Origin of the sequence: Corynebacterium sp., from assembly GCF_030532195.1 — a bacterium.
Classification (GTDB): domain Bacteria; phylum Actinomycetota; class Actinomycetes; order Mycobacteriales; family Mycobacteriaceae; genus Corynebacterium.
The window spans coordinates 60,573-83,895 of record NZ_JAUNLP010000007.1; the positions used below are offsets into that span (position 1 = coordinate 60,573).

Annotated in this window: 21 protein-coding genes and 1 tRNA gene; 12 read left to right on the plus strand and 10 right to left on the minus strand. The window is 56.7% G+C overall.

Annotation, left to right across the window (positions count from 1 at the left end; genetic code table 11):
* The first annotated feature begins 119 nt into the window (after nt 1-119).
* Both Q4E11_RS08515 and Q4E11_RS08520 read left to right on the plus strand, forming a co-directional pair.
* Nucleotides 120-752 (plus strand): carbonic anhydrase, encoded by a 633-nt coding sequence (locus tag Q4E11_RS08515; protein WP_303165187.1) that lies wholly within the window; start codon nt 120-122, stop codon nt 750-752.
* Nucleotides 753-756: 4 nt separating this feature from the next.
* Complete coding sequence (locus tag Q4E11_RS08520) at nt 757-1,461, plus strand: hypothetical protein (protein WP_303165189.1); 705 nt, start codon at nt 757-759, stop codon at nt 1,459-1,461.
* Between the two features lie 96 nt (nt 1,462-1,557).
* Here Q4E11_RS08520 and radA read toward each other — a convergent pair whose 3' ends face one another.
* On the minus strand, nt 1,558-3,126 hold the full coding sequence (gene radA / locus Q4E11_RS08525) for a DNA repair protein RadA (protein ID WP_303165191.1): 1,569 nt from the start codon (nt 3,124-3,126) through the stop codon (nt 1,558-1,560).
* A gap of 231 nt (nt 3,127-3,357) precedes the next feature.
* Nucleotides 3,358-4,044 carry a hypothetical protein gene (locus Q4E11_RS08530; protein ID WP_303165193.1) on the minus strand — a complete coding sequence of 229 codons (687 nt, stop codon included), beginning with the start codon at nt 4,042-4,044 and terminating at the stop codon, nt 3,358-3,360.
* 152 nt (nt 4,045-4,196) lie between these two features.
* On the opposite strand from Q4E11_RS08530, the gene Q4E11_RS08535 reads away from it, so the two are divergent.
* From Q4E11_RS08535 to rlmB, 3 genes are all read left to right on the plus strand, one after another.
* Nucleotides 4,197-4,772, plus strand: coding sequence for a CarD family transcriptional regulator (locus Q4E11_RS08535; RefSeq protein WP_303165195.1), 576 nt, complete (start codon nt 4,197-4,199; stop codon nt 4,770-4,772).
* A 141-nt stretch (nt 4,773-4,913) separates the two neighbouring features.
* Entirely contained in the window at nt 4,914-6,317 is a 1,404-nt protein-coding gene (cysS, locus tag Q4E11_RS08540) for a cysteine--tRNA ligase (protein WP_303165197.1), read from the plus strand.
* A gap of 68 nt (nt 6,318-6,385) precedes the next feature.
* Nucleotides 6,386-7,333 carry a 23S rRNA (guanosine(2251)-2'-O)-methyltransferase RlmB gene (gene rlmB, locus Q4E11_RS08545; RefSeq protein WP_303165198.1) on the plus strand — a complete coding sequence of 316 codons (948 nt, stop codon included), beginning with the start codon at nt 6,386-6,388 and terminating at the stop codon, nt 7,331-7,333.
* A gap of 548 nt (nt 7,334-7,881) precedes the next feature.
* On the opposite strand, the gene Q4E11_RS08550 is transcribed toward rlmB, so the two are convergent.
* The 3 genes from Q4E11_RS08550 to Q4E11_RS08560 are packed head-to-tail and all read right to left on the minus strand — an operon-like array spanning nt 7,882 to nt 10,456.
* On the minus strand, nt 7,882-8,775 hold the full coding sequence (locus Q4E11_RS08550; RefSeq protein ID WP_303165199.1) for a metal ABC transporter permease: 894 nt from the start codon (nt 8,773-8,775) through the stop codon (nt 7,882-7,884).
* On the minus strand, nt 8,775-9,455 hold the full coding sequence (locus Q4E11_RS08555; protein ID WP_303165201.1) for a metal ABC transporter ATP-binding protein: 681 nt from the start codon (nt 9,453-9,455) through the stop codon (nt 8,775-8,777). Before Q4E11_RS08555 ends, Q4E11_RS08550 begins: the two co-directional genes overlap by 1 nt.
* Nucleotides 9,456-9,457: 2 nt before the next feature.
* A complete protein-coding gene (locus Q4E11_RS08560) occupies nt 9,458-10,456 on the minus strand; it encodes a metal ABC transporter solute-binding protein, Zn/Mn family (RefSeq protein WP_303165202.1) in 999 nt (332 codons plus the stop codon).
* Nucleotides 10,457-10,739: 283 nt separating this feature from the next.
* On the opposite strand from Q4E11_RS08560, the gene Q4E11_RS08565 reads away from it, so the two are divergent.
* Complete coding sequence (locus Q4E11_RS08565) at nt 10,740-11,936, plus strand: LacI family DNA-binding transcriptional regulator (RefSeq protein WP_303165204.1); 1,197 nt, start codon at nt 10,740-10,742, stop codon at nt 11,934-11,936.
* A 78-nt stretch (nt 11,937-12,014) separates the two neighbouring features.
* On the plus strand, nt 12,015-12,638 hold the full coding sequence (locus Q4E11_RS08570) for a flavin reductase family protein (RefSeq protein ID WP_303165206.1): 624 nt from the start codon (nt 12,015-12,017) through the stop codon (nt 12,636-12,638).
* On the opposite strand, the gene Q4E11_RS08575 is transcribed toward Q4E11_RS08570, so the two are convergent.
* From Q4E11_RS08575 to Q4E11_RS08585, 3 genes are all read right to left on the minus strand, one after another.
* On the minus strand, nt 12,620-13,105 hold the full coding sequence (locus Q4E11_RS08575) for a hypothetical protein (RefSeq protein ID WP_303165209.1): 486 nt from the start codon (nt 13,103-13,105) through the stop codon (nt 12,620-12,622). The genes Q4E11_RS08570 and Q4E11_RS08575 overlap by 19 nt on opposite strands.
* Before the next feature lie 21 nt (nt 13,106-13,126).
* A complete protein-coding gene (locus Q4E11_RS08580; protein WP_303165211.1) occupies nt 13,127-13,516 on the minus strand; it encodes a hypothetical protein in 390 nt (129 codons plus the stop codon).
* 237 nt (nt 13,517-13,753) lie between these two features.
* Nucleotides 13,754-15,421 (minus strand): threonine/serine exporter ThrE family protein, encoded by a 1,668-nt coding sequence (locus Q4E11_RS08585; RefSeq protein ID WP_303165212.1) that lies wholly within the window; start codon nt 15,419-15,421, stop codon nt 13,754-13,756.
* 327 nt (nt 15,422-15,748) lie between these two features.
* Between Q4E11_RS08585 and Q4E11_RS08590 the strand changes: the two genes are divergently transcribed.
* Both Q4E11_RS08590 and Q4E11_RS08595 read left to right on the plus strand, forming a co-directional pair.
* A tRNA-Thr gene (locus tag Q4E11_RS08590) sits at nt 15,749-15,824 on the plus strand.
* A gap of 220 nt (nt 15,825-16,044) precedes the next feature.
* A complete protein-coding gene (locus Q4E11_RS08595) occupies nt 16,045-17,154 on the plus strand; it encodes a HindVP family restriction endonuclease (protein WP_303165213.1) in 1,110 nt (369 codons plus the stop codon).
* Here the strand turns inward: Q4E11_RS08595 and dcm are convergent.
* A complete protein-coding gene (gene dcm / locus Q4E11_RS08600) occupies nt 17,151-18,296 on the minus strand; it encodes a helix-turn-helix domain-containing protein (RefSeq protein WP_303165214.1) in 1,146 nt (381 codons plus the stop codon). The two genes, Q4E11_RS08595 and dcm, sit on opposite strands and share 4 nt — an antisense overlap.
* A gap of 1,622 nt (nt 18,297-19,918) precedes the next feature.
* Here dcm and Q4E11_RS08605 point away from each other — a divergent pair.
* From Q4E11_RS08605 to Q4E11_RS08615, 3 genes are all read left to right on the plus strand, one after another.
* Nucleotides 19,919-20,611: a hypothetical protein gene (locus Q4E11_RS08605; protein WP_303165216.1), complete on the plus strand. Its 693-nt coding sequence runs from the start codon at nt 19,919-19,921 to the stop codon at nt 20,609-20,611.
* Nucleotides 20,612-21,201: 590 nt separating this feature from the next.
* Complete coding sequence (locus Q4E11_RS08610; protein WP_303165217.1) at nt 21,202-21,609, plus strand: low molecular weight phosphatase family protein; 408 nt, start codon at nt 21,202-21,204, stop codon at nt 21,607-21,609.
* Between the two features lie 96 nt (nt 21,610-21,705).
* Nucleotides 21,706-22,548 (plus strand): PaaI family thioesterase, encoded by an 843-nt coding sequence (locus tag Q4E11_RS08615; RefSeq protein WP_303165220.1) that lies wholly within the window; start codon nt 21,706-21,708, stop codon nt 22,546-22,548.
* Here the strand turns inward: Q4E11_RS08615 and Q4E11_RS08620 are convergent.
* On the minus strand, nt 22,545-23,318 hold the full coding sequence (locus tag Q4E11_RS08620) for a triacylglycerol lipase (protein ID WP_303165222.1): 774 nt from the start codon (nt 23,316-23,318) through the stop codon (nt 22,545-22,547). The genes Q4E11_RS08615 and Q4E11_RS08620 overlap by 4 nt on opposite strands.
* Nucleotides 23,319-23,323: the final 5 nt, after the last annotated feature.

Sequence of the window (23,323 nt, forward strand, 5' to 3'; positions counted from 1 at the left end):
GATACCAACCGCGGAGCTCCGCGTCGACGGTCTCGTCGAAGGCATCGAACTGGCAATCAGTGGAGGCTGGCTGCATTCTCGCTTTCCCAAAAGTAGTGGTGACGCTGCACAATATAGGTATGAGCAACTCTGAGTGGACCCCTGAAAGTGTATGGCAATCAATGATTCGCGGAAACTTGCGTTTCTGCGAGGGCAAGACGGCGCACCCGCGCCAGGATCTTGTCCGTCGTAAGCAACTGACTCAGGGCCAGAAGCCGAAGGCCGTTGTGCTGGCTTGTTCTGACTCTCGTGCTCCGGTCGAGATTATTTTTGACCAGGGCCTGGGCGACGTTTTTGTTATTCGTACCGCTGGCGAAATCACCGACCTGTCGGTGCTGGCGTCGCTGGAATTCGCAGTTGATGGCCTCGGTGTGCCGCTGGTTATCGTCCTGGGACATGAGTCCTGCGGTGCTGTCGCGGCTGCTAAGAGCGCCCTAGAAGGTGGCGACTTGCCGGGTGGTTTCCAGCGTGTGCTGGTGGAAAAGGTCACCCCGTCGCTGCTGGCAGCTCGCAAGGACGGTGAAACTGAAACTGCTGAGTTCGAGCGTCGTCACGTGCGCGAAATTGTCAATCACATCATTGACCGCTCGCCGGAGATCTCCTCGCGCCTGGAGACCGGCGAGGTCGGCGTCGTTGGCCTGCGCTACCGCCTGGACGACGGACGCGCTGAGACTGTGGTTACCCATGGTGTTAGCGAGAACCCGCTAACCTAATTGTGTGACCAATAAGCTGCCTCCAGAAATCTACCGGCGTCGGCGTATCGCCGCGCTGGTGCTGCTCCTTATCCTCCTCGTGCTTGTGGGCTGGGGAATTTCCGCCCTGGTGAATCGGGATAGCGAAGACGCTGACCCCGTAAATGTCACCAGGGATGACGGAAAGAAAGTAACCCCGTCTGAAAAGCCCAAGGAACCGTACGCGCCGAACTCCGACAAGGACAAGGCAGCTAAGGGCGAAGAGAATGATAAGGGCGACAAGGATAGCAGCGACTCCGCCAAGGACGATGCCAACAAGGCTCTGGCCGAAAAGAAGGATTGCACCCTGGCGGATTTGCAGATTACGGCTACCTCAGACCAGCCGAACTACGGTGCTGAACAGCCGACTCTGGCAATGACTATTCACAATCCAACCGGTGGAGAATGCCGCATCAATCTCGATGAGCAGCAGCTGCGCTTTGAGGTTTACGACCTGGCAACCTACGAGCGCATGTGGTCGGATGTGGACTGCAATGACTCCGAGGGCCACGGTGAACTGGTGCTGGCTCCCGGTGAGGAAGTCAGCTACGCCGCAAAGTGGTCTCGCCTGACCTCGGCTCCGAATAAGTGCTCGGAGACCGACCGCGTAGAGGTTCCTTCCGGTTCCTACCTCTTCTACGGCCTTATCGGAGATAACAACTCCGATGCCTACACTTTCAACTTGCGCTAACTTAAAGTGCTTGACCGCGTGTAAGAGCAGCTGCGGAAAAGCTTCAGGCACTGCCGAGGGGGCTAGGAGGGGAGGGTGCGAGGCGCGGGGGAGAAGCTAGCGCTCGGCCCCCAGGCCGAGCGCAATGGCCTCAGCAATCGTGCCAGCTTCCAGAAGACGCATTCCCGCGGGCCCCTTAGAACCACGGGGCACAATCGCGGTTTTGAATCCCATGCGGTGTGCTTCCTTCAACCGCCATTCCAGGTCAGTGACGCGGCGAACTTCGCCGGCGAGCCCCAACTCACCCAGCGCGATGGTCTTGTCCTGGAACGTACGCTTAGTCATCGATGAAGCCAGCGCCAATGCAATTGCGAGATCAGCAGCTGGCTCCGACAGCGTCATGCCGCCGACTGTGGAGACATACATCTCCATCCGCGCCAACTGTTTGAAATTGCCGTGCTCGGTCAGCACGGCCGCCACCATGGGCACACGCCGCGGATCGAGCCCTGAGACGTTACGACGCGGATTGTGCGCCTCAGTATTGATAACCAGGCCTTGAACCTCCGCCAAAATGGGCCTGCGCCCATCCATTGCCACCGTAATTGCTGTTCCCGATGTCGGCGTGCGGTGGTGCAAAAACAGCCCAGATGGATCTTCGACCTCCGCAATACCGCCTGCGGTCTGTTCAAAACAGCCCACCTCATCAGTGCTGCCGAAGCGGTTTTTCAGGCCTCGCAAAAAGCGCAGTCCCGAATGCCGGTCGCCCTCGAAATTCAGCACCACATCAACCAGGTGCTCCATCGTGCGAGGCCCCGCAACATTGCCGTCCTTGGTCACATGTCCGACCAGGAAAATCGCCGTTCCGGTTTCCTTTGCCAGCGCCGCCAGCGCGGAGGTCACAGCTCTTGCCTGCGCGACGCCACCACGGGCACCGTCAACATCAGCGCGCATGGTCTGCACCGAGTCCACAATCAGCAGCCCAGGGGAGAGCTCGAGCGTTAAATCAATGACATCTTCAATATTCGACACCGCTGACAAATACAGCGAATCCGACAGCGCTCCAGTGCGTTCCGCGCGCAGGCGCACCTGGCCTACTGACTCCTCGCCGGTGACGTACAGCGTTGGACCCAAATCACCGTCTGCGCAGCGGTATGCCACCTCAAGAAGCAGCGTCGATTTACCCACACCAGGCTCGCCGGCCAGCAACACCAATGACCCCGGCACAATACCTGAGCCAAGCACTCGGTCCAGCTCGCCAATGCCCGTGCGCACCGCATGCGCAGCCTTGGCGGAAATTCCCGTAATGGCTCTCACTGACTGGTCAGAGGCGGGGATTCGGTCTGTCAGTGATGTCTCCGAGGCGAATCGCTCCCCGGCTTCGTCGTCAAGCGCGCGCTCAGCTAACCTGCGACTGGTCGCTGCGATGTCGGAGCGGGTAGACGCTGCTGCTTTACGACGGCGCCCCTGCCCGTCCGGCCCCGCAGCGGTGGCTGACTGGCGCCGTTTCTTGGCCGCGCGTGCGGCAATTGAATCTTCGAGACCGCCGCCGGACTTCCCGCTGCCAGTGCGAATCGTGACTTTTTCGAGCGTGCCCCACTCTTTGCAGTTAGGGCATTGCCCGACCCATTTTGATACTTGCCAGCCACATGCTGAGCATTCGTAGGCTTCGTCTTTGGCCTTAGCCACAGCTCAAACCGCCTTTGCATCAAAGTGGATAAAAATTGCCCCAGATACGCAAGAGCGGACCAGGGGGCGGTGTCTTAACAAAAGGTCTAAGCCCAAAAGACTGTCTCGAAGACTTTTACGCCCCATGGTCCGTATCAAGCGACCAATCGCCCGTGCCCGCTCGATGAAAACTCTTCGCGTGATGCGGGACAGGACCGCCCGCAGCAGCGCTATCGCTGCAGGCAGGAATGATTACTTGGACTCAATCATGCCGTCAGCGCCACGGTCCGGCTGACCGGCCTCGAGGATGTCGGCGGAGATGGTGATGTCCAGGTCGTAGGAGTTCTTGTTGCCCTGCGGGTCAGAGAAGGTGAAGGTTGCCTCACGGTTCTGGCCAGCGGCGCTGCTGTTGGCGCCAACCAGGGTGGTCGGGTCCAGCTTGTTGGTGTAGTAAGCGATGCAGCCGGTGCCTTCCTTGGCGTTCTTGGCCAGTGGCTTGATGATAGCCTCCGGGCCAGCAACAATCTGGCACTCGCGCGGCAGGGAGAGATCGCCCTTGGCCGCCTTAGCGAAACGCGGGGTCTCAGCGACCTTGGTCAACTTGACCTCGCCGAGGCCTTCAACCTCAACAGAGTCCAGCGTGTAGACGGACTCAGTTGCGCGCTGCTGGTTGCTGGCGGAGAACTTCAGACCAGCGGTGCCAGCCTCCGGGTCAACCAGGATGTGAGCGTCGCGGATGTTGATGAAGCCGAGAGCCGGGTTAGCGTCGCCAGCACCGGTGCCAGCAGCGTCCTTGCCAGCGTTCATTGCACCGTCGACAGCTGGGTGCTGGTTAGCGGTCTGCGAAATCTGGCCGGCGCCACAGGCAGCCAGCGCAATTGCGGATGCCGCGGAGACGGTAACGAGGGCGCTGCGGCGAAGTACGGACTTGAAGGCCATGACTAGGTTTCCTCCAGTAGCTCGAGGATGGGCGATAGGATTTTGTATTTAAAGAACACCTTAGTGTCTTCCTAAGATGTTCTCATACTACCCGTAAAATCATGGGGGGACATGATAGGGTGGAAGGCCGTTGGAAAGGGCGTGTGCATTACATGGAATTCAGCATTGGCGATACCGTAGTTTATCCACACCACGGAGCCGCAAAGATTGAAAACATCGTGGAGCGAGAGCTGAACGGAGAAACTGTTCAGTACCTCGTATTGCAGATTCTGCAGAGTGATCTGAATATCCAGGTGCCAGCCAAGAACGCCGAGCTGGTCGGTGTCCGCGATGTGGTCGGCGAAGAGGGTCTGCTGAAGGTCTTCTCTGTACTGCGCGAGACCGATGTTGAAGAGGCCGGAAACTGGTCCCGCCGTTACAAGGCCAACCAGGAGCGCCTGGGTTCCGGCGACATCAATAAGGTCGCAGAAGTTGTTCGTGACCTCTGGCGCCGTGACCAGGACCGCGGTCTGTCCGCAGGTGAAAAGCGCATGCTGAGCAAGGCTCGTCAGGTTCTCGTCGGCGAGCTGGCTCTGGCGGAGGGCGTCGATGAGGCCAAGACTGAAGAAGTCTTTGCTCGCATTGATGCCACCATTGAGCGTCACCGCGCACTGGCAGAGGAAAAGGCTGCTGGTGATAAGAAGGACGACGCCGATGACAAGCCGGTGGATCTCGACGCTAAGAAATAGAGCTGTCTGATAAATAGAGCTGAGCGATAGGCCGGTCTGACAGACTTTTTACAAGACGGCTGGTGCACAAATATCCGACGTGTGCACCAGCCGTTTTGTGCATTTTCACCCGCGTGTAGTTCCACCGCTATGCTCGGGGGCGTGACTTTTCAAATCTTCGATACCGCATCCCGCCAGCTGAAGGATTTCGAGCCGCTCCGTAAGGGGCATGCCTCTATCTACCTGTGTGGTGCAACGCCGCAGGCGCAGCCACACATCGGCCACGTTCGCTCCGGTGTTGCCTTTGACATCCTGCGTCGTTGGCTCATGGCCAAGGGGTTGGACGTTGCATTCGTGCGCAACGTCACCGATATCGATGACAAGATTTTGACCAAGGCAGCAGAACATGGCCGTCCCTGGTGGGAGTGGGTCTCCCGCTTCGAGCGCGAATTTACCTGGGCCTACAATCAGCTCGGCGTGCTCCCGCCATCCGTTGAACCGCGCGCGACCGGCCATGTCACTCAAATGGTCGAGTACATGCAGCGTCTGATGGACAACGGCTTTGCCTACGATGTCGACGGCAGCGTCTACTTCGACGTTGATGCCTGGACCAAGGCTGAGGGCAGTGACTACGGCAGCCTGTCCGGCAACCGCGTGGAAGATATGGAGCAGGGCGAGACCAATACCCCTGGCAAGCGCGGCGCGCACGACTTCGCGCTGTGGAAGGCCGCCAAGCCGGGTGAGCCGTCGTGGCCGACTCCGTGGGGCAACGGCCGCCCGGGCTGGCACCTAGAGTGCTCCGCCATGGCGACCTACTACCTGGGTTCCGAGTTCGACATCCACTGCGGCGGTCTGGATCTGCAGTTCCCGCACCACGAAAACGAAATTGCACAGTCGCACGCAGCCGGTGACGGCTTCGCCCGCTACTGGATGCACAATCACTGGGTCACCATGGCCGGTGAGAAGATGTCCAAGTCGCTTGGCAACGTGCTGTCAGTGCCGCACATCCTGACCATGGTTCGTCCGGTCGAGCTACGCTACTACCTCGGCAGCGCCCACTACCGTTCCGTCCTGGAGTACTCCGAGGAGGCTCTGCAGGAGGCAGCGGCGGGTTACCGTCGTATCGAGGCGTTCTTGCACCGTGCCGTCGATAAGCTCGGCGATATCAAAGTGGGGAAGTGGACGCCGGAATTTGAAGCCGCGCTCGACGCCGATCTCGCCGTCCCACGCGCGCTCGCGGAGATTCACAACGCCGTGCGTGCGGGCAATCAGGCGCTTGCCGACGGCGACGAGACCAAGGCGAAGGAGATTGCCGGCGCTGTCCGCGCAATGGCCGGTGTCCTCGGTTTTGATCCGCTGGATGAGAAGTGGGCAACGGAGACCTCTACCTCGGACGGCGCAATGCATGCTCTGGGTGTTCTGGTGGAGCATCAGCTGGAAGAGCGCACCCGTGCTCGTGCTGAGAAGGACTGGGCTACTGCCGATGCTGTGCGTGACCGTCTGAAGGAAGCGGGTATTGAGGTAACTGATACACCGGATGGTCCGGCTTGGTCTGTCGCTGATTAAAATTCCTTTTTCTATTACAACCGGTCTATTACAACCGGCTCGCAAACGCCTACAGAAAGCAGGTAGCAATGGCAGGTAATGACCGCCGTCGTGGCGCAGTGCGCAAGAGCAGCAAGAAGCAAGTCAAGGGCTCCGGTGGCCAGAAGCGCGGACTGCGTGGCAAAGGCCCGACCCCGAAGGCGGAAGACCGCGTCTACCACGCAGCGCACAAGCGGGCCAATGAGAAGCGTCGCCGTGACTCCGGGCGCCATGAGCGCAAGGGCGATGGCACCGAACTGGTTGTGGGACGTAACCCAGTTGTGGAATGCCTCCACGCGAAGGTGCCCGCTGCCTCGCTGATTGTTGCACTGGGTACGGACAATGACGATCGCCTGCAGGAGGCCGTGCTCATTGCCAACTCGCGTGGCATTCCGATTCGCGAGGTGCCTCGTCACGAGCTCGATGCGATGACCGGCAACACCATGCACCAGGGCATTGGTCTGCAGATTCCGCCATACAAGTACTCCTCGGTGGAAGATCTCATTGATTCTGTGGCCAGCAGCGGCGAGCCGGGACTCGTCGTGTGCCTGGATAACATCACCGACCCGCGCAATCTCGGTGCGGTTATCCGTTCTGTTGCCGCATTTGGTGGTCACGGTGTGGTCATTCCGGAGCGTCGCTCGGCATCTGTCACCGGCGTTACCTGGCGTACCTCTGCGGGCACAGCTGCACGTCTGCCTGTCGCTCGTGCGACCAATATGGTGCGCTCGCTCAAGCAGTTCCAGAAGGCCGGCTACCAGGTGGTAGGCCTCGATGCAGGTGGCGAGCACACCCTGGATACCTACGACGGCACCACTCCGGTGGTTGTGGTCGTTGGCTCCGAGGGCAAGGGGCTGTCGCGCCTGGTGCGCGAAACTTGTGACACCATCATGTCCATTCCGATGACCGGTTGGGTGGAATCGCTCAACGCATCGGTTGCCGCTGGCGTGACTTTGAGTGAATTTGCTCGTCAGCGCAGGGCAAAGAGCGCCGAATAGCAGGGCGTTCTTTTGCCCCCGACTGTTGGCATTATCAATTCGTTATAAAAACGGTGTCTACGTGGATATAGCCAAGGGTGTAATTAGCTCTGTCGCTAATAATTACCCCCGGTAGTTTACGCTGGGAAAAGAAATTCTTTTTCCGGCGTGCGCTGCGCAAATGCTCGCATTAATATCGCAGCTAACAGGAAATTCTTCGCAGTCTCTCAGCATAGGGGCGACGCAATTATGCTCCTGAAAATGAGGGCATGAATGGTTGAATGTGATGAATTCTGCGGACCGATTGGCGGCTTACACGGCCAACTTTTGGGTAGTTGAAGTGCCTCCACCAAGGCGACTTCAGCAGTGGTTTTCTGTTGGCAGGGGATAAACAAAATCCTTATAACTCTTTGCTAGGAAGAAGTGCCACACAAAAAGGGTGGGGGGATTTCAGCGGCGAGTTTATGAGCGCTCAGAGGTGCATAGGGGGGCTCGCCGCAGTTGAAGGGAAGTCCGGGCAGTCTTCTCATAAGTGGCTTGGCTGATGCGTGGGGGGACGTATTTCAGCCTTAGTCGCCGGGAAGGCTGTTCGGCATTTCCTTTTGTTCCCACTTCGCAGCCTGGACGTCATCACGTGTTGCCTTGCGTGATTGCACAGCGCCGATGGCATAGCAGATTAGGTAAATGACAAAAGAGATGGTGGTTACCAGCACGCTCACCGGAATACCGGGTGCCAGCGACAGGATAATGCCACCGACGGCGGATACTTCCGCAAAGATGGTCGACAGGATGACGGCCTTAACAGGCGATGCGGTGACGAAGGCGGCGGCAGCGCCAGGGGTGATAATCAGCGCGATAATAAGCAGAGAGCCGACAATCTGGACACCCTGAGCAGCAACCAGACCGGTGAGAATTGCGAAGTAAATTGCCAATCCCTTGACGTTTACACCACAGGCAGCGGCCATAATCGGATCCGCCGAGGCGAAGAGAAGTGGCCGCCATTTCCACGCAATGCCACCGACCACGATGACCGCGACACAGGCCATGGTCCACAGTGAGGTGTCATTCAGGCCAATGATTTGGCCGGTCAACAGTGAAAAGGCCGTGCTTGTGCGCCCCGGATAGAGGTGGATAAAGAGCACGGATAGTCCCATGCCGAAACTTAAAACCACCCCGACAACAGCATCTTTGCCGCCCTTGATTGACAGCAGTGCCAAGATGACCGCAATAATCACCGAACCCACGATGGCGCCACCGCTGACGCTTACCCCCAGAAGCAGAGCAGCTGAGGCGCCCATAAGAGCGAGCTCACTGGTGCCATGGACAGTGAAGCTCATCTGACGCATCACAATCAGTGGTGAGATCACGCCGGAAATGAGCCCGAGTAAAACAGCGGCGATAAGTGCGTTGTGGACGAAGCCGACCTGGAGAAGCTCGGCAGTATCAGCAAAGTACTGAGCCATTAGGCGATGACCAACCTTCCCTCGACTTCGGCGACGACAATCTTCGCCTGATAGAGCTCAGACAGTGTCTCTGACGTGATGATTTCTCTCACCGGCCCCACAGCATGGCCATGAGGCGTCAAATACAGTACGCGGTCACAGACATCCAAGATTGGATTGATGCCGTGAGTGACAAAGACAACTGCGGTGCCATGCTGACGACAGCGTTGGTCCAAGCGTTCAACCGTGGTGCGCTGTGCCGCAGGATCGAGGGAGAGCAAGGGTTCGTCGCATAGCAAAAAGTCCGGATCTGAGACGAGCGCCTGTGCCTGCCGGACCAGTTGTTGCTGACCGCCAGAGAGCGTGCCGACGCGACGGTCGGCGATTCCTGTTGCGCCGACATAAGCCAGCACGTCGTCGGTGGCGGAGCGATTTTTTCCAGCGGCGAGCTCGACGAGATCGCGGACTCTAATGGGCAGCGCGGAATCAAACATGCGCTGCTGCGGGATGTATCCCAGCTTGCCTTCGACTTCTACCGTGCCGCTGGTCAGTCGGCGGGTTCCCAATGCGGTGGTGAGCAGAGTGGATTTGCCGACGCCATTTGGTCCCAGGATGGCGAGGAATTCGCCGGGTTCGACATTGAGATTCAGGTCGGACCATAGCGGGGCAACGGCGGCGTTAGTAAAAGTCAGGTGGGGCAATGCTATGCGGACTCCAGTTCAGACAAGGTCTGCTTGTAGAGGTCGAAGAAAGACTGATCGGCACTCGGAGATTCGTAAACGTTGATGATTTTAACGCCCTTTGCCTTTGCTGCCTCGACAAGGCGCTGCGAAACCTGATCATGAGTCTGCGGCGCGTCGATGAGGTAGTCAAGATCGCCGGACTCAATGAGCTTCAGCATCTCGTTGACATCAGCTGCCGAAGGCTCAGACTCATTGAGCGTGGACTGACGGTAGCCCTTCGGGGTGATGTCCTTGACCTTGGTGTCCTTCAAAATGTCGTCAGCGAGTGGGTGGACCTGCGCCACCTTAGCGGCCTTAATCTTGGACTTGGACTTTTCGATGGCCTTGAGCTCCTTGTCAACAGCGTTCATGTCGGCCTTAGCGCCCTTCTTTGTCAGCGCATCTGTCAGCTGCTGTGCAGTTTCCTCGACAGCATCGGTGTCGTACCAGATGTGTTCGTTGGTCTCGCCGTCGTGATGGTGCTCGTGAGTGTCGTCGTGCTCTTCGTGGTCGTGGCCTTCTTCGCCTTCGTGATCGTGGTCGTGGCCCTCATGTTCATGGTCGTGAGCATCTTCGCCCTCATGCTCATGATCGTGACCGTGCTCATCCGTTGGCAGAGCGGAGATGATGACCTTGTCCTGCGTATCTCGCAGGGAAGAGGTCAGCCAGGCGTCGTAATGCCCGCCGCCGGCGATGAGAATGTCAGCCTTTTCGACTTTCGCCATATCCGATGCTGCTGGTTCGTAGGAGTGCGGGTCGATGTCGTTGGATGAGATGATGGGGTCGATAGAGACCTTTTCATCATCGGTGACGGCATCGGCAATATCTGCCCAGACCTTCGTGGAAGTGACGACCTTGATATTGTCCTGCGACTGGCCTGCAGTGGACTTGGTGTCATCGCTGGAGCAAGCGCCCAGGCCGGCCACCAGGCCTGCGGCTGCGACTACTGCACCAATACGTGTGGAAAAGCGTGCCTTCATATGCGTATCCAATCATGCTGCCAAGCCATAGCGAAGAGCGCATCAACTTCGACAGCAAAGCGTTGTTGAAAATGGTTATCGTTTGATTATGTCTATATAGTAGGTAACGCAGTCGGTGAGAAACAAGATGCCGTGGTTGAATGCGGGATGAATGTACCAACTTGGGTAGAGTTGCAGACGGAATGATACGTGTGGTGCCCACTGCCGCCGTCGCCTTTTTGGGCCATGGAAAGCAGCGGTCGGCCCTCACTTGAACTTATGTCATGAAGGGTCGGTATTTTCCGTGCAAAATCGCCGTCGACGGGGGACTTTAGCTTCAATCGCAGCAGAGCTTGGAGTATCGCGGACGACTGTCTCCAATGCCTACAACCGGCCAGATCAGCTCTCGGATAAGCTCCGCGAGCACATTCTGGAAACCGCTGAACGGCTAGGCTACCCAGGGCCGGACCCGATGGCCCGCGGCCTGCGCATGCGCCGCGTTGGCGCCATCGGTGTGTTGTTCACTGAGCATCTACCGTTCGCTTTCGAAGATCCCGCCTCCGTGGACTTCCTCGCAGGTCTTGCAGAAGAGCTCGGTGAGATGGGCGATTCCATGCTGGTTATCCCAGCTTCCTCACAGGAGGACGGTGAAGTTGATCTCAACTTGATCCGCCAGGCAGTCGTCGACGGCTTTGTGGTCTACTCCGTGGCAGACAATGATCCATTCCTCGCCGCGGTTCGTGCGCGCAGCTTGCCGACGGTTGTGTGCGACCAGCCGGCAGATCTTGCAGCCTTGCCGTTTGTCGGCATTGATGACCGTGAGGCAATCAAGCCGGCTGTGCGTCACCTGACGGAACTGGGGCATCGCAAGATTGGCATTTTGTCGGTGCGACTGTCGCGTACCCCAAACTCGGGTTATGTCACCGCCGAGCGCCTGGCCCAAGCGCACCATCAGGTGCAGAAGAACCGTGTTGAAGGTGCGCTAGAGGCCCTGGCTGAGGCTGGTATTGATCAGGCGGACGTGCCCATTATTGAGCGCCACCTCAACGACCGGACGAACAACCGTGATGCAGCACAGCAGTTGCTCACTGAGAATCCAGACCTCACGGCCGTTGTGTGCACCACGGATACGCAGGCCATCGCCGTGCTGGAATATGCCCGTGACAATGGCATTCGAGTTCCAGAGGATCTCTCCGTCACTGGATTTGACGGTATTGAGCGGGCACGCTTCCTGGGCTTGACCACGGTGGTGCAGCCTAACAAGGAAAAGGGCATTGCCGTGGGGCGTGCCCTGGCCACCGAGCTGAAGGCTGCGCGCGATGAAAATGGTGTCCCGGGTACGGCTGCAAACAGTGCAGGTGACACCGCGAACGCTGTTGGTGGCCAAGGTGGTCAAGGCGTGGGGCAGAGCGAAGAGCCAGTTCAGCGCAAAGCTCCGCGAGTGCTGTTGGAGACGGAATTCGTCGTCCGCTCTACCACTGCGGCCCCTAGTGTTTCCTAGTCAAAACTCCGACCGTTTTTGGGGTACTGTGCGTTCACGAAACTTTACAGGGTTCGGTACGTGGTTAAGGTTGATTGCATGACAGACGCAACAAATTTGAGCAACTCCCTATCGAATCAGGCCGACGACCAGCCTAAAGTCACCAGTGAGGACATTGCCGAGCTAGGCGGTCCCGTTGAATTAGACGAGATGTCCATTCGTGGCGCACTGAGTGAGTTCACTACCGGTGTCACTATTGTTGCGACTGAAGATGATGGCGAAAAGTACGGTTTCGCCTGCCAATCCTTCTCTTCGCTGAGCCTTAATCCACCGATGATTCTCTTCACCGTTATGAAGACATCGCGTAGCTGGCCACATATTAAGAAAACCGGTACGTTTTCTGTCAACGTTTTGGCCGAAGATCAGGAAGCGATCTCTGCAGCCTTTGGCCGTCGTAACGGCGAAAAGTTCAACACCGGTCAGTGGAGCCGTTCCGAGCTGGGCAATCCGCTGCTACGTGGCTGCTCGGTGTGGATTGATTGCAACGTCGCCGACGTGCACGAAGGCGGCGACCACTGGATTGTAACTGCCAATATTGTCGCCATCGGCGTGCGCGATGAGGTCAACCCGCTGATTTACCACCGCGGTTCCTACGCGCGCGTTGCTCACGCGGGTGTGGATGCTCCGTACGAGCAGAAGTGGCGTCAGCGCCCTTCGGTGTAGCCAGATGTCACCGCGGTCCAGCCGCGGTTTTCGTCATACTCACTGGCCTTTTCGGAGTCCGTGAGTTCCCGCATCCGCAGACCATTGTCGTCGCGTGTGTAGGTGAACTCGCCAACAATAATCTCGCGGAAGCGCTTCGCGTACGTTTGCGCCTGCACAGAGCAATCGGTCGCGCGATCTTGCTCCGGAGCCCCCAGCTCAACCGCCTCGCCCTTCCACTTCAGGGCGCCGGACTCATTTCCGCACGCATCGGCGAGGGTGTACGTGGTCTGCCCCAGCGTAATGGTCGGCGCATCAACACCGTCGGGGATGGCGTGGGGGAGCGCAGGGTCGTCATAAATCGCCGTGACTTGCCATTGCTTGCCGACGATCTCCGCTGCCGGCTTTGCCTGGCAAGCAGTAACCGTCAGCGTTGCTGAGGCGGCGATGGCCACAGCGGCCATCGTCTTGGTTCCGAGTCGACCCATATTGCGTGTGACCCCGCGGTATTAGTTCGCTGCCTTCTTGGTCGCCTTCTTAGCGGCCTTCTTCGTAGTCTTCTTTGCTGCCTTCCTAGTTGCCTTCTTGGCAGCCTTCTTCGTCGACTTACGAGTGCTCTTCTTGGCAGCCTTCTTAGAGGACTTCTTTGCAGTCTTCTTGGTGGACTTGCGTGTGCGCTTCGTGGTCTTTGGGGCGTGTTCCTTCTCGTATTCCTCGTGGACCTTCTTGAAGCTCAGGCCTTCCTTTTCCACGCCAAGCATGCACATCAGAGTCACAGCATCGTAGAAGTCCTCAGCGAAAGTAGCCACAATTCGCCGTGCGCCAGCTGCGGTTTTTTCTTCGACCTTGTGAAGAGCCTCGTTCTGAGCAGTGCGAGTGTCTGTGACCTTCGGTGGCACGAATCCTCCTGGCTAACTGGCCGGTTACTGCGCCTCATCAGCGGTCTTCCGCAGCCACCTTGCGGCACACTATTGCCGCTGACAGTTGCGGCGGCAATGGGAGACGTGATGATTGCGGCAGACAGCTAAAAGCGCTATCTACAATACAAAAACCTTATTCTACCACGTTATTGTCAAGTCGCGCGGGCTCGGTTGTGCAGCGCAGATTTGCATGACCATCTGTGTGACCGCCCATGGCTATCGCACTCGAGGATTCATACCGCCCTTGAAGCGGTATGCCCGTGGGCGACGAATCTTGGCGCGCGGATTGGCCGGACGGATGCGGCCCACACCGGACTTCATTGGGCGCTTGAGACCACTGTCCTCGCGAAGGGCGCGTGGGCGACGCAGCCTGCGGGCCATCCATTCACCAAGCACAATGCCAGCAGCCAGCGCCGTCGCAATACCCAGCGCAGAGGCCAACGCCGTGAAACCACCGATGGGGTCATCGTGCAGTAGTGCGTGCATGCCACGGTAGATGGTCATACCTGGAAGCAGCGGAGTCACACCGGCCACTGCTGTAATCAGTGGCGGAATCGACCAGCGACGGGCCAGCAGGCCACCGATTAAACCAATCAGCGTAGCCGCCGCACCCGCACTGGTCACAGGGTGAATTCCCATCGGCGTCAGGATGAAGTAGTGCGTCATCGAACCCACGAAGGCCACTACGCCCGAGATTGCCAACGCCGTCAGCCCTGCATTGGAGGCCAGCGCAAACGCAATCGAGGCCATGGTTCCGGCCAGCACTCGGACCGTTGCCTGCGCAAAATTCACGTCGGAGCCCGCGATGACGTCGGGAAGCGGAATGCCCAGCACTGCGGATAGTTCGATGCCCAGCGCGATGCCTGCGACGATACCGCCGGTGAGCAGCATCGTGTCGAAAAATCGTGCGGACCCGGTCACGGGGGCGCCGGTGATGCCGTCCTGTAGCGCTTGGACAAGGGTGAGTCCTGCGAGCATGACGACGATACCGGAGGCGACCAGCCTTGATGGTTGCATTTCAAAGGGAAGATATGCCTGGGCTGCGTTGAGTACCGCCGCAGAGAGTGTGGCGATGAGGCCACCGACCGCATTTTGGAAGAACGTTGGTAGCTCGCGGGCGGCGAGCTCGCCAATCACGATGACGATAGCGAGTGTGACCAAAGCGGCGATGATTGCGACTGCAGCGCCCGAGCCCAACAGCACTGTCACGGAGGAGGCAAGTAGCGCCCAGCCGCTGTAGATAACGCGGAGACGGTACTTCGCGGGCTCGCGTTCGACTTTGTCGATGGCCTCGATGGCATCGTCGAGAGGCAGCTGGCCCGCGCGAATCTTGCGAATGACACGGTCTGTGTGACGAAGGCGCTCAAAGTCGGGGACAGGGGCCGCGACGACGCGCATTGCCGTGATTGGAGTGCGACGGTCACCAATGAGGTGGTAGACCGACACGGAGGTCAGCGTGATGTCGACCTGCATCCGGGTAAGTCCGTAGGCTGCGGCGACGGCCTTAATCTGCAATTCGGTGTCGCGGTTGCCGGAACCGCAGGCCAGCAGTAGGCCGCCGATTTGCGCGGAGAGGTCGAGGACTGCCGTGACCTGGCTGGGATCGGAGTAGTCGATAGGTGCAAGTGGCAGCGGGGTGCTGGTGGATTGAACCAAGTCGACCGTGGATGTTGGGCCGGAGACGAAATCGATGACGCGATCTTTTAGCGTCGAGTGCTCTTCGACTGCCTCAATCGCCGGAAACTGCGTCTGCGGAGGGTCATCGTTGTCGACTGTGGTGTCGTGGGTCTCGGTAGCGTCGTCGGTTTTGTTGACATCGAAAGCATTGTTTTCCATCGCGGAGTTTTCTCCGTTATTTGGATTGCTGTCACCATCGAATGACATGTCGACACTTCCTTTCCCCGATATTGCCCAGGGGCATGTCCCCAGTGGTTTAGCGATAGTCACCCTACCCCTTTGTTGTCCGTGATTCTCAATCGCAATCTGCGACTTTTGTGTGACTTGCGTGACTCAAGGAAAATTCCTATCTGAACGGGGCTTTTGGCTCACAGCGAAGCGCTGTTTTTGCCCGGTTTTTTACTTCTGCTCGCCAACCTGTAGAATCCCCTGTCAGCGGCACAGCTGCGTTCGAATCTCAGGTTGACTCTGAATCTTTCGGACGAGCAACGGCATATGCCAAGAGGGGCTATGCCAAGAGGTCGCTTTAAAGTTGCCGGGATGGCGCAATTGGTAGCGCAACTGATTTGTAATCAGTAGGTTACGGGTTCGAGTCCCGTTTCCGGCTCCAAAGCCCCTGGTAGGAGACAAATCCTGCCAGGGGTTCTTTGGTGTAAGAGGGTGCTTGCAACACCTTTGCAACGTATTTCATTGCTTCAATGTAAAAAATGACCCGATCCGGGTGGGGCGAGTCGTAATCCTCCGTCGCTCCCCGACCGTGCTCCATACAGGCAGGGAGCGAGGGCCCCCGTTTCTAATGCCTCAGTATCGCACCGGATAACCTTTGGGCCATGGCAGAACCTTACCTCTACGGACTTTCCGGTAACCACGATTTTACGAACACTGAATCGCTTGGAAAGAACGTTTTCACCAACGCATTCCCTCTGGCGCTAGCACAGTACATGGATCAGCAAAGGGGCCTGAAGCTTCCGCTCATTAGTGCCAAAGTGGATGCAAGAGGTGACATCACGACGGAACATATAATGACTCCGTGGAGTGAGATTATTGAGACTGAATCCACCCGCGCAAAATTCCTTTTTGAAACCGTCTTTGACCAGTTCGATCGATACACTCACACTTCTGCAAACAAATCGGATGTTGTGGTAATTAACGAGCGGGGAGAGCATCGTCGCGCGTTTGAGGTGAAGCTCGTGGTAGTGCCAACCTCAAGTACAGCAAGTCGCCCGCGGGAAGAGCAGTCTTGTGAGATTGTTTTTCGACCCTCGTCGATAGAGCAGTTAGCATTCTCAATCGCGCACAGTTACGGTGCTGAGAGGCGGTTTGAGCTGCTCGACATCATCACAAAAGTTCTAATTCATCCAATAGATTTTGACTGGTCAAACAGAGAGTTTATGGCTGACAAGATTGATCTATTTATTGAGGCTGCAGAAGCGCTCATCGCGGCTGGGGTCTCATCACAGACACCGCTTGTCCTTATCGCAATTTGGAGGACAGTTGGGCAAACGCCAAAGATTGATAATCATGCGTTTGACACATTTGTAGCAACCGATTTGGGCTTCTTGGTTCTACTTTTGAACACTGTGAAAAGGGGCAAAAAGACCAGCCAGATTACCCGTCCGCAGCGCTCACTTATCTGGCTCATTCACGCGCTCTGGCAGTATGGCATGCAGAGGTCGCTGAATTTTCCACGTACTCACGAGAAGCTCGCCTACGGTCCTCAGACTGATAAGGCTGGATCCTTCGCGAACGTACCTACCAGAGAGTTCATTATGTCTCCTGAGTTCATTAATCCCCGCGTTTCCCGCGAAGAACGCCATAAAATCCTAGCCCCAGAAGCGGTGCCTGAGCTGATGCCAGAGAGGCGTCTTGACCAATCGCTCTGGATTCAAGATTTGTTAGAGGGTGCAGACATCGAATTTCTGGGAGGAGAAACTATCTAGGTGTGGTGCTCCACCCATGCCTGGGCGATGGCCTCACCGATGAATTTTCCCAAACGTACAGGAACAGCGTTACCAATCATCTGTTCGATATTGGTGCGGGAACCAACCCAAGTGAACCCCTGAGGGAAGGTCTGTACTTCGGCGCGTTCCGTGGTAGTCAGAGGGCGAGCCTCCGAAACTGGCGCGGTGTCGCCAGGATGTCCTGGGTAACCAGCAGGAATGGGCCTGTTGACACCACGGATGGTGGGGGAGGGCTCGTCGATGGAGAAGATGCCGCGTCGAGCGTATGAGCGTGGGTGACGGTAGTAGTGTTCCACGCCCAGACGATTGCCGAAATAGTCTCGCATCGTCATAGGTTGGTCTGACTGGTTTTCTTGCAGAAGCTCCAGAATACGGGTGGTCAAAGCCTCTGAATGCGTGCCGAAAGCGATTAGGCGCTTGCGCGTCTGGGGTACGCCGCAACGGTCCGCGTTAAGTACGATTTTCTCAACGTAATACCCCGCATCGCGCATAGTGCCTAACGCGCGGTTGTAGGCGGCTGCACCCGCTGCTCGCGCGACGTTTTCCATCACGAAAAGTGGTGGCTGGTAGTGAGCAACAATGGCTGCGTATTTCTCCGTCAAATCCGCCCTGGCACCTTCTCTGCGCTTGCCAGCGCTGGAAAAATCTTGACACGGAGGACCACCAATAATTGCTGGGCGGGGTGATTTTTCAAAGAATGGAGCGAGCCGTTCTACGCTGGCCGGGACATTGCTGAGGTCCAGGAGTTCTGCGGGGTGACCGAGGTTCGCGTTGTAGGTATCCACCGCGCAGGCCCAATTGTCGAAACCGTACAAAACGTTGAATTGGGCGAGCTGAAAACCGAGTGATAAACCGCCGCAACCAGCAAAAAGGTCAACTACTGTCGGTAGCGCTGGATCACACGGTGTATCACCAACCGAGCCTGTCGGCGGAGCAGCGAAAGCCTCGATAATCTCCCTGGCCCACACCGCGCCGCCATTGATGTCAGGCGAGGTAGGCTCAGGTAGTTGCCCCCGAGAGCGCATCGTGCGAACTGTCGCTGGTGATTTACCCAGCAGGGCAGCAAGACGCTTCACGTCGTATAGGCCCGTCGCCTCGTCTGGTCCGGTCGAAATGGTCATACAAACTACCCTACGACACTAGGGGGTCATAAATCGAAACGGGGGCGTTGCAAAACGTAAACATGCAGGTAATTGCGATTAATCTTGTTTGAGTAGCGCAGCGAGAAGAGGCCGGGCGAAAAGATGCTCTCGGCATTTGATGCTGACGCTTGGGAATTGCTGCACGACTGGTTGCTGCCGTACCGTATCATTTTCGCCGGTGCGGTAGATTTCGTCGGAGCGCCCAGTCTCGCCTTCTGTGGCCACGCCGTCGATGCTCTAGAAGTCTCTGGGGTGAGGGGCAGTCTGCGTGCTCGGGCCGGGGTGGCTGGGGCATGGATTGCGCCGACGAATCCTGCTCCCTCGCACCGCGGCTGCTGGGGGAGTGGGGTGGGCATCATCATCGAAAGCATAGATTCTGGAGCGCTTCCGGAAGTCCTGTCGAGATAGCCGCGTTGCTACGAGGCTGCCGGTGATGTCCGTAGGGGGCTTGCGCCCGCAAGGTATCCGGTGAAAACCGGCAACTTAGGTTAGCGAAGTTTTTCCAGGGTATACAGTAGGCGATTAGCGCAACCGCTGGTGTATTTGCTTGCGTTTGGCCCGTCTGCGATTCCCTTCACTGTGCGGCTAGCTAAGGGAGGGGGCATCGCAAGCATGGCATTTAGCCCGAGCGGTATCAACGCTCCGAGGCGACCCGGCTTTGTGCAACGTCTGTGCGTCGCCTGCAGGTCTGCGTTTGTGTGTTTCGAGATTATGTTGTGCGCATATTTAGTCATTGATGCCATAGAGCCAAGCATCATCTTGCCTTATAGTGTTGTCGGATTTTCATAACCAGTCAGTGCCTGCAAGTCAGCTCTTTCCACAACAAATTAAGTGGCGATTTGAACAATTGCACTGAGGTTTGCGTCCAAGGTGGTCCAGTCGTCAAATGGCAGAGCTGCCAACGGGGTGGAGATGTGAAAGCAATTCATCTCGACGGGGTCTGCTGTCAAGCCCTTAGCAGAAGCTGACTCCTTCCACGATTTGATTGCGCGGCAACCGCGACGGTCAGGGTGTCAACCTGAAGTTTGACGGGTTGAGCTGAGGTGGGCATGCTCAAGTGTCCAAATGTTCTGACGCTTCTTTTTGGCGTGCTCTCATTTGCGAATTTGAGAATTTTTGAACCGTTTGCGAATCATTCTGCTGAGGTACCGCGTACATAGGGCGAGCAAGGTCGGTTAGAAATCAAGTATTACTTGGTAACTCAACAAAATATGAAAGTTTAGATTCAAGCAAGGAGCCTGCTACCTTAACCTAATTTAAAACCCCTTCGTCGATGGAAAGAAAGGTTTCTTTAATTTTATTGTAGATGAATGAGGCGAGACATTCGCATAATAATTATTAGGAGATTGATTCTGTGGCGGGGGCGGGGTGTGTTCCTGAGATTTCCATTGAGAGGGTCGACTATATTGCTATGGCCTATAACTATGAGTGCAGTAGTTTTACTATGTCCTTTCTTGTGTTCAAGGCGAAATGATATAATTCTAGCATGTATCGCTATTTTGTAAGCCGGGAAATAGTGGCTACACATTGGATAAGGGTATACGTAGGGCGTAATTATCTTTCGGTAGCGGAAGATATAGGCAGTATGCGATACTTGAGTGATGAATAGTATCTATGAACATGTCATGGCTTCAATGGCGAAACCGGCGATAAAGCCTGATTTTTGCTCGATGGCGTTAGCTAGGTTTCCAGGTGAATGTTTTGGAGATCTGATTCGGGCGAACTTCGCGTCTCCTAAAGAGGTCCTGGATGTTCAGGTAGCGCGAATGATACGTGACTTCAAGGGGCCTGCAATAGGGGTGATGGGTAGTGCTTCAAATCCGTTCATGGCAAATAACGTTTCACAAAAGTGGTATGACGAGCAATTGGAGATAGTGGGCTCAGCTGCATTTCAAGCCGTGCTGGGGCGGTATGCATATCTGAATCGACAACGGCTACGTGATGTTATGGCCTCTGTTGAAATTGTGCATGGCGTGGATGGTGAAGGCTGGCGTGACGATGACGGTCCAATTGAATGCGATGACACAAGCTTTGGAAAAGTTCTGGAATGCGATGGAGGGAGTGCAAATGTACTCCTCAGTAAATTAGCTGATTTTACAATTAATCTAATGGTAAAATTCGGAAATTGCCCGCGTCAATTATTTCAAAATAGTGAATTTTCAATAGTTCTTGCCACGCAGATTATCTTGGTCGTATTTAGCTCTGGTGGAACTGAGGAAATTCAAGATGAATCTGTAAAGTTGTGGATGGCGTATTGCTTGGCTAAGGCGATACGGGATGTTGCTAAGGGGTAATAGGGTGTTTTAAACGCATCAGCAGAGTAGTTAAATGGAGTTGAATTCTTCAATATCGCAGTTGATGGTTTGTAGTCGTGTTTTTTGGGGTGGCCGTTGCTGAGCAAGCGTAATTGCGAGGGGGATTGATTGTGAAGCTTTCGCAAGAGCTCTAATGGTGGGGATTTGGGTCAGGGGTTGATCGTGCGGTGATTTATTTAGTAGTTCGATTCTTATGAGAGGGGAGGGTCGTGTGCTTAGGCAGAGCGGTCAAGTCACCGTGGGTTACTGCAGTCCTTATTTTCGTTTACGTGCTTGCTCACTGTGTGGCCAGAACCTCGGGGTATCAGTGGTGAAGAACCTCGGGGGTGTGATCTTGGGGTAATTCACCAGACCGTCACCACTGGTCACAGAAGTGAACATGTGTAACTTTAGCCCCATTATTCACACGAGTTTCAGATGTGTGTAAGCTTAGACTTGTTTTTCAGTCACAAGCGTCGATAGGGCTGGCCACGGGGAAGGGCTTGCGCTATGGGCGCTTTTGTGAATTTTGTTCAAAAAATCCTTAAGCTGGGGCTGCTTTTCCAGCAAAACCTACTTACGATAGAGCCATGTCCGAGGTGCTATTTGTCAGTAGTTCAAACATGGGACTTTCGCGCCTGCTAGAGGGGTTGCTGCGTCAAGCTGCTCCGGGACTCACGGTTTTGTCCGCAGGCATAACAATTGATGAAGATGATCGCGGGTTGGATGAGGACGCGCGACAGGCTCTCACTGAGGTGGGGGCGCGCTGCGATGGTGATCCGCACCAGCTGACACCGTCGTTGGCTGATGACGCCGACGTGGTTATTGTGCTGGGCAACATTGATGTCTCTGACTACATCGCACCTGATGTAAAAACCGAGCGCTGGATGTATGAAGATCCAGCGGAGAAGGGGATTTACGGGGTCGAGCGCTACGTGCAGCTGCGGGATGAGCTGTATCAGCGAGTTACAGAGTTGGCCAAGCGCTTCGCACCATAGTTCATCGGGCTAGTTCCTCAGAGTGAGCCGATTGAGCGATAGTTTTTCTGGCAATAATGCACGCGTCCAAGCAGACAGCACCTAATGTATAGAGCTATGACTATTGGCCCATCGCTCCGACGATCTCTGTACAAGCTCGCCGAGAAGAAAATGACTCCGGCAAAAGCAAAGTTCCTGCTGAATATTTGGCCGCCACTGTTTGGCACCGGTATTCGCATTACGGACATTTCGGATGACTGGTCGACGGGACGCCTGGAGTTGCGTCTTAATGCGTTGACCGCCAATATGCACGGTGCCGCATTCGGTGGCGCCCTGTTTTCGATGACCGACGTGCTGTTCGGCACGCTGGTCATGCAGCGAATGGATGCCAGGAAGTACGAAGCCTGGACTCGAACCGGCTCGTTCGAGTTCGTCCGTCCGGGTAAAAACGGCGCATACCTTGAAGTTGAGGTATCTGATGAGATGGTTGCCAAGCTCAAGGCAGACACCGAGGGCGGTTACTCCACCGTTATTCCGTACACCTCGGTGATTCGCAATCGCGATGGCTCGCTAGTCGGTATTGGTCAGCAGGAGCTCTATGTGCGCCGACGCGGCCGCAAGAAGCCACCGGCGAACCCGAATCAGCAGGATGAAGTCGCCGGCGCAAACCTGATTTCGGCCGCGCGCACTCTTGCCCGCCTGGGCATGCGAAACGTGGAAGACCGTGACCTGTTTGTCCAGCAGGAGCGCACCGCACGCCGGTGCATCTCGCCGGAGTCCCGCGCCGTGGCGTGGCTGAACGGCGTACTCGAATACGGTGAGGTCACCGTCGAGGACTACCGTGCGGCAGGGCTTCCCGACGTCGTCATCGAGGCATTGACCTCGGAGAATCCATCACCAGCAGCACAGCAGCTGCTTGCGGATGTCGTCACGGCCCGCGACTCGCTGACAAAGTTCTAAGTCAATAGCCGAGTCAAAAGAGCAACTACGCCGGGGTCTGTCTGCTGCTTCCAATGCGCGACAGACCTGCCGCCCAGCTCGGTTTCGATCAATATAGTTCGGCTATCCGGCAGGAAGTGCTGCGCAGTGTCAGACCACGGAATGACCAGACGGTCATTGTGGCTGATGACATTTATCCAGTCGGGGCTAGCCGCCTTGGTGGGCCGGTCGCGCAATATGGGCGTATATCCGGGCAATGGGTATTCTCCGTTTGTCACCGCAATTTGGTCGACCAAGGCCTGGCCCATGAGATAGCGGGCAAGCGCGCCATTCCACCAGGTCAACGCACGTGCAATCCCGGACAAATGTATGCCACCGACCGAGCCCGACACACAGATGACGCGGCGCAGAGTTACTTGCCGCGCCGCAGGTTGCGAATCCGCGCGATCAGTTAGACGCATGCCAACAAGGTCCGTGTACAGCAAAAAGGCGATGAGCCCGCCTTGGGAATGAGCCACAAGATCGACAGCATCTGAGCCAGTGTCGGCACAAATGCGGTCAATATGGGCCTCGACTTCGGCAACCGAATCGCCAACGGCCCCGGTGCCGCGCTCACCATAGGCTGGCGCGTACGCCAGGCGGCCGCGGGCGCGGAGTCCGTCGATAAGCGGTGCCCACGCACCGGGACTGTCGAGCGTGCCATGTAGCGCGATGACCGGCACGGGATCGGACGGATTCGGTGGGTTGGGACGCGTGGGGCGCGTTGCAATTGGAGGGAAGATACGTGCCAAAAGCG